This is a genomic window from Pseudomonas sp. F-14 TE3623 (assembly GCF_053629015.1).
The window spans coordinates 888,991-901,921 of record NZ_JBRJHM010000001.1; the positions used below are offsets into that span (position 1 = coordinate 888,991).

Genomic DNA, 12,931 nt, shown 5'->3' on the forward strand with positions numbered 1-12,931 from the left:
GAGAACAGCGATGGCGAAAACCGATTCAGTGGCAGCGGACGGCTTGGTGGTCAGGCCTTCGCGGACCAGCGATGGGCCTTTTCTGCACAGTCTTTACCAAGCGGCGCGGCCGGATCTGCAATGGATCGACGGTGAGCAAGAGGTGGTTGAGCAGGTGGTTGCCCAGCAATTCAAGGTGCAGGAGCAAGGGCTGGGGGAGAACTTCCCCAACGCCATGCATTACGTGATCGAGAAACTCGACACGGCCATTGGCGCGCTGACCACCGATTTCGGCCCCAATGAAATTCGCGTGCTGTACCTGGCGTTTATCCCACAGGCCCGAGGCAAGGGTTACGGTCGGACGGTGCTGCAAGGCGTGCAGAAAGCCGCGCAACAAATCCGCTGCCCAGTGGCGACCGTGGTTTGGGCCAACAATCCCCATGCGCGCCAGCATTACCTGGCGCTGGGGTTTCAGGTTGAAGAGCGCAACCCGGCGGCGGAGCGGTTGGTGTGGTACCCACAGGGTTGAACACACCGCCGATCAACTGTGGGAGCGGGCTTGCTCGCGAAAGCGGTATAACAGCCAACATTATTTTTGAATGTTAAGCAGTCTTCGCGAGCAAGCCCGCTCCCCCATTGTTCAGTTGAACGCGATGTAGAAGTACCCCAGTTGCGGATCACGCCCCATGGCCGGTACTCGCGAAACAAAAATATCTTCTACCTGACCCAGTTCCGGCAACTCCAGCACGCACAAGCCATCGACAAAATCGGTGGGTTGCAGGCTGTTGAATTCGACGCTGAACGGCATGCGCTCGCTGTTTGGCATCTGTGAGCGGGGCGTTTCTTCAAGGGTGTCAATATGGATCGCCAATTCACTGCCATCGGGCAGCCGCAGCGTCCCCGTTTTGCCCAGCAGTGCCTGAAAGTGTTGGCTTTGAACCTGTTGCAGCATGGCATCACTCCATCAAGCAAAAGTGGCCGGGGGATTTGAACCCCCAGCCAGACCCTCAGTTGCGCGAAGGGAAAAGACCGTTCAGGGCGATGCTGAAGTTGAGTACCAGGAACGGGTTCATCACCTCCATGGGCAAGCCGTTGCCGGCGGACGAGATTTCCCCCGTTACCGTAGTGGCCACGCCCTTGAGCGGTACGGCCGCAGCACCTTGCTGATCGGAGTAAATACTCGCCGAGCCCGGCCCGCCTCCCGAGGCGCCGATGTACGAGTTGGTGGCGGTCGGGTTGGTGACGGGGTTGCTCGCCGGGCTGGCCAGTTGCAGGGTGGTGGTGGCCGTGAGCCCGGCCATGGCGTGGGTGTGATTGGGCAGGTTGGTGATGGTCGCGGTGACGTTCTCGGTCCCGGAGACTTCGCCGATGACGCGCGGGGTCAGGCCCAAGCCGTTGCCCATGGCGACCGGCATGCGACCCTGCAGATTGGGCAGCATGAAACTGGTGGTGCCATTGCCTCCGAAGTTGACGCCCAACAGTGCGAAAACCGTGTTGTATTGTGAGATCGCCAGCGTCTGGCCGTTGCATAGGGCCCAGCCGTTGGGCGCGAAGTTAAAGGCGAATGGCTGAATAGTGCCGATGAAAACTTCCATAGTTCCTCGTCCCTCAGGTTAGTGTCTGATACGTCACGTTGCAGACCCGGTTATCCGGGCAGTTCGCGCTGATCAGCCGACTCCTTTCATCTCCATGGCTGGGTCACGCCACGCCAAAGCGTAGACGCTGATCGGAATGATTGCCGGACGTCGTCCGTCGCAAGGCCAGCATCGACGTCGGGCTCGTGCCTGTCCTACAGTGCTTGGGAAGCTTCGGTTTTCAGTTGGCCGTTGCAAGGGGAGGTAATGGAGGCGCGCAGAGAAACACCGCTGGGCGATACCCAGGACCCGCATGCGAAGCCGGGATCGTGGGCGGCTGTCCGTCGCTTGCTGCAATGGGCGCGGGAGCACTGGCTGTTGCCGATCCTGACATTGGCCGCGCTGGTGCGTTTTTACGACCTCACGGCGGCGGCGATCCGGGGCGACGAAGGGTCCAGCCTGTTGCTTAGCCAGTATTCCCTGGCCGGGATCTGGGAACATGCTGCTCATGATGTGCATCCACCCCTGTATTTCATGCTGCTGCATGGCTGGATCGGCCTGTTCGGCGACGGCATTTTTTCGATTCGCAGCCTGAGTGCGCTGCCGGGGATTGCCACGGTGGGGCTCGGCGTCTGGCTGGTGGACTTGCTCGCTACCCGCCGCGCCGCATTGCTGGCCGGGGTTCTGCTGGCGCTGCTACCCACGGCGGTGCGTTACAGTCAGGAAGTGCGGATGTATTCCCTGCTGGGGCTGTGGCTGATCGGTGCCACGATCGCCTTGATGTATTGGATCAGGCGGCCGCAACGCACGCGCTATCTGGTGATTTACACCCTGCTGATGAGTGCGGCGTTCTACACCCATTACTTCACGGTGCTGTGCGTGCTCTGTCACTGGCTGTATCTGGGACTGATCCGCGTGCAGCCAGGGTATCGATTGCAGCACATTCAGCACTTCGGCTGGTGGCTGGCCAATGTGGCGATTGTGGCGTTGTACCTGCCGTGGGTGCCCAACCTGTTCGATCTGATCCAGCACATGGATCAGCTCAAGGCCAATGGCGATGTGGGATGGGAGATACCCGTCACGTTCGGCTCATTGCCGTCGATGATCTGGTTGTTCCTGACCCAGGACGATGGCGAGAACCTGCCCACGCTGGTTTTTATCGCGCTGCCGCTGGCCCTGCTGGCCCTGGCGGGCGTGGCGTTGGCGCGGGATCGCAGTGTTTTCCGTGGCAGTGCACTGGCGATGATCTACACCGTTCTCCCGTTGTTGCTGGTGTTTGCGGTGTCGTTCGTATCGCCGGTGTTCATCGAGCGTTACCTGACCGCTTATGCCTTGGGCCTGCCGATGCTTGTGGCGCTGGCCATCGATCGCTTGTACGCGGGTTCCAAGGTCTTGGCGCTGGCCGTGCTGATGCTGTTTGTCGGTATCGAACTCGTGGGCCTGAAAAACAATGCCACGGTGGCTACCGATGATCAGATCAGCGTCATGGTCAGCTATATGAACCAGCATTCGCTCCCGGCGACCGGATCGATGTACTGAAATAACTCATGGTGAGGCTTAAACGATTCATCTTCCGAGTGTTATATAAGTTGTATTTTCCAGTCGATTTAGCTCCGATTTGATATCAAAGCACCACTAGTCGTATGGCCATTCGTGGTCTACGCTCCGTCGTACAAAGGACTGTCGACGGGTGAATGGATTGCAACAATTTCACTTTATTTCCGGCTTGCCGCGTTCAGGCTCAACCCTGCTTTCTGCGATTCTGTTGCAGAACCCGCGCTTTCATGCCGGTATGACCAGCCCCGTGGGTGCGCTCTTTTCCGGTGTTCTGGAACAATGCAGCGCCGGCAGCGAGTTCGGTGCGGTGATCGACACCGACCTGCGTCGCCGCCTATTGCGCGGCCTGTTCGATTCTTTCTACGCCGATAAGGCCGACAAACCGGTGGTGTTCGATACGAACCGCCTGTGGAGTTCGCGCCTGCCGGCAATCAGCGATCTGTTCCCTCAAGCCAAGATCATTGCCTGCGTGCGCAATGTCGCCTGGGTCATGGACAGTATCGAGCGCCTGTACCGCGCCAACCCCTTCGAAAACACCAAGCTGTTCGGCGATGCGGTCGAACGCAACACGGTCTACAGCCGCTGCGAAACCCTGGCCCAGCGCAATCGGCTGGTGGGGTTTTCCTGGGCCGCCCTCAAGGAAGCCTATTACGGCGAACACGCCGACTCGTTGCTGATCATCGATTACGACCTGCTGAGCCAAGCGCCGGAGCGGGTGATGCGGCTGGTCTACGACTTCATCGGCGAACCCTGGTTCGAACATGACTTCGATCATTTGGCCTACGACGCGCCGGAATTCGATCAGGCGCTCGGCCTCTCGGGGCTGCACAAGGTCAAGGCCAAGGTCCAACTCCAATCCAGGCGCACGATCCTGCCGCCGGACTTGTTCAAGCAGTACGCCGAGTTGTCCTTTTGGCTCGATGGCTCAGCCAGCGCCGCCAATGTCATTCGTATGAAAGCCGACGCCGCGATCAGTTGATCGCGGCGTTTTCATTGATGCGTCAGAGAGTTCGAGTCCGGGTGAGCAGCATGTGGTGGAGCAAAGGCAAGTCGCGGGTTACCGAAGGCGCACGAGCGCTGGCCTCGCCAATGATCATGTCCCTGGAGCCGCGAATGCTGTTCGACGGCGCGGTGGCCGCCACGGTTGCCGACACTGCCCAGGCTGACAGCCATGCCACCGCCGAGGCGGTCAAGGCGCCGACGGCCGACCAGCCGGCCGCCAGCAAGGACACCCACGGCCAGGCCGATGCCACGCCAGCACCGGCCCCCGCTGCCGTGCCGGGGCAGAGCGTGGTGTTCGTCGATTCTCGGGTCAAGGACGCCGACAGCCTGCTTCAGGGCGTCGCGCCCGGTACTCAGGTGGTTCAGCTGGATGCCAGCAAAGATGGCTTGCAGCAAATCGCTGATTATCTGGACACCCATCAGGGCATCAGCTCAGTGCAGATCATTGCCCACGGCAACGCGGGCGATCTGTGGCTGGGCGATAGTTATCTGTCGGCCGACAACGTCGCGGCCCGCAGCGCAGTGCTGACGGAAATCGGCAAGGACATAAACGTCGGCGGCGACATTTTGATCTATGGCTGCTACACCGCCGAAGGTGAGCGTGGCTTGAGTTTTGTCGACTCGCTGGCGCAACTGACCGGCCGCGATGTGGCGGCTTCCAGTAATCGCACCGGGATCGGTGGCGACTGGAATCTGGAAATTGCCACCGGCAACATCGAAAGCGCCAACGTCCTCTCGGCCACAGCCATGAGCGACTATCAGTGGGGCCTGGCCACCTGGACCGCCACCAACAACGCCAACACGGGCGTCGGCTCACTGCGTGCGGCCATCGCCTCGGCGCAGAACGGCGATATCGTCACCTTCAACGCCAGCATGACGGTGCAGCTGACGTCCGAACTGCTGATCAACAAGAACATCACCGTTGATGGCGACTTGAACAACGACGGCGCGGCTGACGTGATTCTCGATGGTCAGTACAGGACCCGAGTGATTGAGGTGGCGTCCGGCAGCATCGTGACACTCGATGGTCTGGTGATCACCCGTGGCCTGGTGTCGGGCACGGGCGGCAACGGTGGCTACGGTGCCAGCGGTGCGATGGCCGGGGGCATTTTCAACGCAGGGATTCTGACCCTGAACAACGTTACCGTGACCTCCAACGGCGCTTCCGGTGGCGGTGGCGGCGGCGGTGTCACCGGCGCTTTTTACGGCGGTGGCGGTGGTGGCGGCGGCGGTTTGGGCGGCCAGGGCGGCGGGCATGGCGGTTCGGCAGGGCCGGGTACCGGCACGCTGGGTGGTGGTGCGGGCGGCGGTGGCGCCGGTGGTTACGGCGGCGGTTATGACGCGACCCACATGGGCGGTCGCGGCGGTACCACCACTGGCGGTGCTGGTGGGGTGGGCGTTTCCTATTACAGCAACGGCGGTAGCGGTGCGACGGCCACCAATGGCACGATTTCCATTGGCGGTGGCGGCGGCGGGGCCGGTTGGGACAAGGTGGGTGGCGCTGGCGGCAACGCGGTGGGCGGGATCTACAACGCCAGCAGCGGCACCATCACCATCGTCGGCACGTCGACCATCAGCAACAACATCGGCGCCGGTGGCGGCGGTGGCGGTGGCGGTGGCCAAGGCAGCAATGCCAGCAATGGCGGCGTGGGCGGCCGAGGCGTCGGTGCGATCTGGAACAAAGGCACGCTGCTGATCACGGCCGCCAACTTCGCCGCCCTGGCCGGTAATGCCGCGGCCAGTGGTGCTGGTGGCACTGCGCAGGGCGGAGGGACAACCGGCACCTCGCCGACCTCCGCCGCGACAATCTATAACGATGGCGGTGTACTCAACACCGCCTATTCGCCGCCGCCGACCGCAACCATTGTGGTCGCTGACAGCACACTGAGCATCGGCGAAACGTCTTTGGTGACGATCACCTTCTCCGAGGCCGTGACCGGTTTCACCAATGCGGACCTGACCATCGCCAACGGTACGTTGACTGCGGTGAGCAGCGGCGATGGCGGCATCACCTGGACGGCAACGTTCACCCCGACCGCCAGTCTTTCCGATACGACCAACGTCATCACCCTGGACAACACCGGGGTGATCAACGGTCTGGGCACCGCCGGCGTCGGTACCACCAACTCCAATAACTACGTCGTCGATACGGCGCGACCAACCGCCAGCATCGTGTTCACCGACACGGCGCTCAGGGCCGGCGAAACCTCGCTGGTGACCATCACCTTCAACGAAGCGGTCACCGGTCTCACCAACGCCGACCTGACCATTGCCAACGGCACGTTGACTGCAGTGAGCAGCAGCAACGGCGGCATCACCTGGACGGGGACCTTCACCCCGACCGCCAGCATCACCGATGCGACCAACCTTATCACCCTGGACAACACTGGGGTCAGCGACCTGGCGGGCAACGCCGGCAGCGGCACCACCGATTCGAACAACTACGCCATCGATACCGTGCGGCCAACGGCAACCATCGTGGTGACGGACACGGCGCTGAGAATCGGCGAAACCTCTCTGGTAACGATCACCTTCTCCGAAGCGGTCAGCGGTTTCACCAACGCCGACCTGACCATCGCCAACGGCACGTTGACCTCGGTGAGCAGCAGTGACGGCGGCATTACCTGGACCGCCACGTTCACCCCGAACGCGAGCATCAATGACACGACCAACCTGATCACCCTGAACAACACCGGGGTCAGCGATCTGGCGGGTAACGCCGGCAGCGGCACCACCGATTCCAACAATTACGCCATCGATACACTCCGTCCGACCGCGACCATCGTGGTGACGGACACGGCGCTGAGAATCGGCGAAACCTCTCTGGTCACGATCACCTTCAGTGAAGCGGTCAGCGGTTTCACCAATGCGGACCTGACCATCACCAACGGCACGTTGACCTCGGTGAGCAGCAGCGACGGCGGGATCACCTGGACCGCCACCTTCACACCTTCCGCGAGCATCAACGACACGACCAACCTGATCACCCTGGATAACACCGGGGTAAGCGATCTGGTGGGTAATGCCGGCAGCGGCACCACCGATTCCAACAACTACGCCATCGATACCGTGCGCCCAACGGCCACCATCGTGGTCGCGGACACGGCGCTGAGAATCGGCGAAACATCGCTGGTGACGATCACCTTCAGTGAAGCGGTCAGTGGTTTCACCAACGCCGACCTGACGATTACCAACGGCACGTTGACTGCGGTGAGCAGCAGCAACGGCGGCATCACCTGGACCGCCACCTTCACGCCTTCTGCGAGCATCAACGACACCACTAATCTGATCACCCTGGACAACACCGGGGTCAGTGACCTGTCGGGCAACGCCGGGTCCGGCACCACCGATTCCAACAACTACGCCATCGACACCCTGCGCCCGACGGCCACAATCGTGCTGGCCGATACGGCGCTGACAGCGGGCGAAACTTCGTTGGTGACCATTACCTTCAGCGAAGCGGTGAGCGGTTTCACCAATGCCGACCTGAGCATCGCCAATGGCACGTTGACCTCGGTGAGCAGCAGTGACGGCGGCATCACCTGGACCGCAACGTTTACCCCGACAGCAGGCATCATCAGCGCGACCAACGTCATCAGCCTGGCCAACACCGGCGTGGCGGATCTGGCGGGCAACACCGGCAGCGGCATCAGTTCCTCAGGCAATTACGCCATCGACACCGCCCCGCCGACTGCGACGATTGTCGTGACCGATACTGCACTGAGAATCGGTGAAACGTCACTGGTGACCATCACCTTCAACCAGGCCGTGAGCGGTTTCACCAACGCGGATCTGACGATTGCCAACGGCACGTTGACTGCGGTGAGCAGCAGTGACGGCGGCATCACCTGGACCGCGACTTTCACCCCGACGGCCAGCATCACCGATACGACCAACCTGATCACATTGGACAATACCGGCGTGCAGGCTGCCGCCACTGGCAACGTGGGCAGCGGCACCACCGATTCCAACAACTACGCCATCGACACCGTGCGCCCAACGGCCACCATCGTGGTCGCAGACACGGCGCTGAGAATCGGCGAAACGTCGCTGGTGACGATCACCTTCAGTGAAGCGGTGAGCGGTTTCACCAACGCGGATCTGACGATTACCAACGGCACGTTGACTGCGGTGAGCAGCAGCAACGGCGGCATCACCTGGACGGCCACCTTCACGCCTTCTGCGAGCATCAACGACACGACCAACCTGATCACCCTGGACAACACCGGCGTGGCCGATCTGGCGGGTAACGCCGGCAGTGGCACCACCGACTCCAACAACTACGCCATCGACACGCTGCGCCCGACCGCGACCATCGTTCTGGCCGATACAGCGCTGACAGCGGGCGAAACCTCGCTGGTGACCATCACCTTCTCCGAAGCGGTGACCGGTTTCACCAACGCCGACCTGAGCATCGCCAATGGCACGTTGACCTCGGTGAGCAGCAGTGACGGCGGCATCACCTGGACCGCAACGTTTACCCCGACGGCAGGCATTGTCAGCGCGACCAACGTCATCAGCCTGGCCAACACCGGCGTGGCGGATCTGGCGGGCAACACCGGCAGCGGGATCAGTTCCTCAGGCAATTACGCCATCGACACCGCCCCGCCGACTGCGACGATTGTCGTGGCCGACACGGCGTTGAGAATCGGTGAAACGTCACTGGTGACCATCACCTTCAACCAGGCCGTGAGTGGTTTCACCAACGCCGACCTGACGATTGCCAACGGCACGTTGACTGCGGTGAGCAGCAGTGACGGCGGCATCACCTGGACCGCGACTTTCACCCCGACGGCCAGCATCACCGATACGACCAACCTGATCACCTTGGACAACACCGGCGTGCAGGCTGCTGTCACTGGCAACGTGGGCAGCGGCACCACCGATTCCAACAACTACGCCATCGACACCGTGCGCCCAACGGCCACCATCGTGGTTACGGACACGGCGCTGAGAATCGGCGAAACCTCTCTGGTGACGATCACCTTCAGCGAAGCGGTCAGCGGTTTCACCAACGCGGACCTGACCATCACCAACGGCACGTTGACCGCGGTGAGCAGCAGCGATGGCGGCATCACCTGGACCGCCACGTTCACGCCTTCTGCGAGCATCAACGACACGACCAACCTGATCACCCTGGACAACACCGGCGTGGCCGATCTGTCAGGCAACGCCGGCAGCGGCACCACCGATTCCAACAACTACGCGATCGACACGGTCCGACCCACCGCGACCATCGTTGTGGCCGACGCTACCCTGAGCGCCGGCGAAACCTCGCTGGTGACCATCACGTTCAGCGAAGCGGTGAGCGGTTTCACCAATGCCGACCTGACCATCGCCAACGGCACGTTGAGCGCGGTCAGCAGCAGTGACGGCGGCATCACCTGGACGGCCACGTTCACGCCAACGGCCAGCATCACCGATACGACCAACCTGATCACCCTGAACAACACCGGGGTCAGCGATCTGTCCGGCAATGCCGGTAGCGGTACCACCGATTCCAACAACTACGCCATCGACACCACCCTGCCGACCGCGACGATCGTGGTGGCCGACAATGCGCTGAAAATCGGTGAAACGTCGCTGGTGACCATCACCTTCAACCAGGCCGTGAGTGGTTTCACCAACGCCGACCTGACCATTGCCAACGGCACCTTGACGGCGGTGAGCAGCAGTGATGGCGGCATTACCTGGACGGCAACTTTCACCCCGACGGCCAGCATCACCGATACGACCAACCTGATCACCTTGGACAACACCGGCGTGCAGGCTGTCGGCACCGGTAACGTGGGCATCGGCACCACCGATTCCAACAACTACGCCATCGACACCGTGCGGGCAACGGCCACCATCGTGGTGTCGGACACGGCGCTGAGAATCGGTGAAACGTCGCTGGTGACCATTACCTTCAGTGAAGCGGTCAGCGGTTTCACCAACGCCGACCTGACCATCACCAACGGCACTTTGACCGCGGTGAGCAGCAGCGATGGCGGCATCACCTGGACCGCCACGTTCACGCCTTCTGCGAGCATTAACGACACGACCAACCTGATCACCCTGGACAACACCGGCGTGGCCGATCTGTCAGGCAACGCCGGCAGCGGCACCACCGATTCCAACAACTACGCGATCGACACGGTCCGACCCACCGCGACCATCGTCCTGACCGACCCTACCCTGAGTGCCGGCGAAACCTCGCTGGTGACCATCACCTTCAGTGAAGCGGTCAGCGGTTTCACCAACGCCGACCTGAGCATCGCCAACGGCACCTTGACCGCGGTGAGCAGCAGTGACGGCGGCGTCACCTGGACCGCGACCTTCACCCCCACCGTCGGCGTGAATGACTCGAGCAACGTCATTACCCTGTCCAATACCGGTGTGACCGACGTGGCCGGCAATACCGGCAGCGGCACCACCAACTCCGGCAACTACACCATCGATACCGTGTTGCCGACCGCCACTATCGTCGTCGCCGACAATGCGTTGAGCGTCGGTGAAACGTCGCTGGTGACCATCACCTTCTCCGAGGCGGTAACCGGTTTCAGCAATGCCGATCTGACCATCGCCAATGGCACTTTGAGCTCCGTGACCAGCGGCGATGGCGGCATCACCTGGACCGCAACCTTTACGCCGACCAATGCCATCTCCGATACCAGTAACGTCATTACCCTGGATAACAGCGGAGTACAAAACGGCTCGGGCAACGCCGGTAGCGGCACCACCGATTCCAATAACTACGCCATCGACACCGTGCGCCCGACGGCCACCATCGTGGTCGCGGACGCGGCGCTGGCGGTGGGTCAAACATCGGTGGTGACCATCACGTTCTCTGAGGCGGTGACCGGATTTACCACAGCCGACCTGACGGTGAGCAACGGTACCCTGAGCAATCTGAGCACCAGCGATAACATCACCTATACCGCAACCCTTACGCCGACGGCGAGCGTCACCGACTCGACCAACCTGATTACCCTGGACAACACCGGAGTGATCGATGGGGCCGGCAGCACGGGCGCCGGTACCACCGATTCCAATAACTACGCCATCGACAGCCAGCGCCCGACCGCCACCATAGTGCTGAGCGATACGACCCTGAAACCGGGCGAAACTGCGTTGGTGACCATCACCTTCAGCGAGGCGGTAACAGGTTTCGACAACAGTGACTTGAGCGTCGCCAATGGCACTTTGAGTGCAGTCAGTAGCAGCGATGGTGGCATCACATGGACCGGGACCTTTACTCCGACTATCGGGATTACCGACGCCAGCAACATCATCACCCTGGCCAATACTGGTGTGACTGATGTGGCCGGCAATACCGGGGCCGGCACCACCAACTCGGCTAACTATGTAGTGGAAACCCAGGTGCCGACCGCCAGCATCGTGGTTGCCGACAATGCCCTCAAGGTCGGTGAAACTTCGCTGGTGACGATCACCTTCAGTGAAGCGGTCAGCGGTTTCACCAACGCCGACCTGACCGTTGCCAACGGCACACTCAGCAACGTTTCGTCCGTCGATGGTGGCGTGACCTGGACCGCGACTTTCACACCTACAGCCAGCGTGACGGACACCACTAACCTGATCAGCCTGGACAACAGCGGAGTGATCAACGCGTCGGGCAACAGCGGCGTCGGCGTGACCGATTCCAACAACTACGCGATCGATACCGCTCGCCCGACCGCAACCATTGTGGTCGCGGACAATAAACTGGGTATCGGCGAGACCACTACCGTCACCATTACTTTCAGCGAAGCGGTGTCCGGTTTCGACCTGTCGGACCTCAGCGTGGCCAATGGCGTGCTGTCCAACCTGGCCAGCAGCAACGGAGGTGTGACCTGGACGGCCACGCTCACTCCGACCGCGAGCCTTAACGATGCGACCAACCTGATCCTGCTCGACACCGGCAATGTGCTCGACGCGGCGGGCAATGCCGGCGCCAGCATCGCCATTTCCAACAACTACGCGCTCGATGCGACTCGCCCGACCGTCACCATCGTGGTTGCCAACCCGAACCTGGGCATTGGCCAGACAACGCTGGTGACCTTCACGTTCAGTGAGGCGGTAAGCGACTTCGATTTGTCGGACCTGAGCGTTACCAACGGCGAGCTGAGCAACCTGGCCAGCAGCGACGGCGGCAAGACCTGGACCGGGAACTTCACACCTGCCGCGAACATCACCGACCCAAGCAATTTCATTGCGCTGGACACCAGCAATGTGACGGACCTGGCGGGCAACATCGGCGACAGCGTCGCGGTCTCCAACAACTACACGATCAACACCGTGCCGGCGTTTGTGGTCTTACCACCTGTCACCGTGCCCGCCCAACCTAACGTGCCATTGCAGCCAATCGTCTTCACCCCACCCACTGGCGATCTTGGCTCGCCGCTGAGCTTTTCCCCGCTGTTTGAACAACGGGTGATCGGCAATGGTATTCGCCCTCTGGGTGACATCTTCATGAACCACGGGGCGCTGGCTCCAAGCTTTATCGCGCAGGTATTCAGTGAGAGCGGTGGCGATGGCTCAGGCCAAGGCTTCCTGGGCTTTGGCGGGGGCGATGGCGGGGTCTTCGGCAGCAGCACACTGTCAAGCCTGTTCAATCAGGACACCAGTAGCGAGGGGGATTCGCTGAACACCTTTGGTAATCAGTCAATCAGGGCGGGAGATGCTTCCCAAGGGCTGCGCGGCGTGTTTGGCGCACCGAGTTTTGGTCAGCAATTGCAACAACTCAAAGACACCGAGCAGCGGCAGGTCGAGAGCCTGGCCGCGGCTTTGCAACAGGTCGGCATCAGTGAAATGCGGGCCTGAAAAAACCATTAAAGCAG

At 61.5% G+C, this 12,931-nt stretch carries 5 protein-coding genes and 1 pseudogene; 4 read left to right on the forward strand and 2 right to left on the reverse strand.

The features are described 5' to 3' along the window. Positions 1–10: 10 nt before the first annotated feature. Positions 11–508 carry a GNAT family N-acetyltransferase gene (locus AB7M29_RS04050; protein WP_050682093.1) on the forward strand — a complete coding sequence of 166 codons (498 nt, stop codon included), beginning with the start codon at positions 11–13 and terminating at the stop codon, positions 506–508. A gap of 111 nt (positions 509–619) precedes the next feature. Here the strand turns inward: AB7M29_RS04050 and AB7M29_RS04055 are convergent, their stop codons facing one another. Both AB7M29_RS04055 and AB7M29_RS04060 read right to left on the reverse strand, forming a co-directional pair. Continuing rightward, on the reverse strand, positions 620–931 hold the full coding sequence (locus AB7M29_RS04055; RefSeq protein ID WP_217855032.1) for a DUF6916 family protein: 312 nt from the start codon (positions 929–931) through the stop codon (positions 620–622). 55 nt (positions 932–986) lie between these two features. Then, positions 987–1,574 (reverse strand): phage tail protein, encoded by a 588-nt coding sequence (locus AB7M29_RS04060; RefSeq protein WP_217855034.1) that lies wholly within the window; start codon positions 1,572–1,574, stop codon positions 987–989. 246 nt (positions 1,575–1,820) lie between these two features. On the opposite strand from AB7M29_RS04060, the pseudogene AB7M29_RS04065 reads away from it, so the two are divergent. The 3 genes and pseudogenes from AB7M29_RS04065 to AB7M29_RS04075 all read left to right on the forward strand — a co-directional run. After that, positions 1,821–3,071, forward strand: a pseudogene (locus AB7M29_RS04065) (glycosyltransferase family 39 protein); the annotation flags it as partial. 172 nt (positions 3,072–3,243) lie between these two features. Further along, positions 3,244–4,089, forward strand: a complete 846-nt coding sequence (locus AB7M29_RS04070) for a sulfotransferase family protein (RefSeq protein WP_230174075.1) — start codon at positions 3,244–3,246, stop codon at positions 4,087–4,089. Positions 4,090–4,139: 50 nt separating this feature from the next. Continuing rightward, positions 4,140–12,914: an Ig-like domain-containing protein gene (locus AB7M29_RS04075; protein WP_454246381.1), complete on the forward strand. Its 8,775-nt coding sequence runs from the start codon at positions 4,140–4,142 to the stop codon at positions 12,912–12,914. Positions 12,915–12,931: the final 17 nt, after the last annotated feature.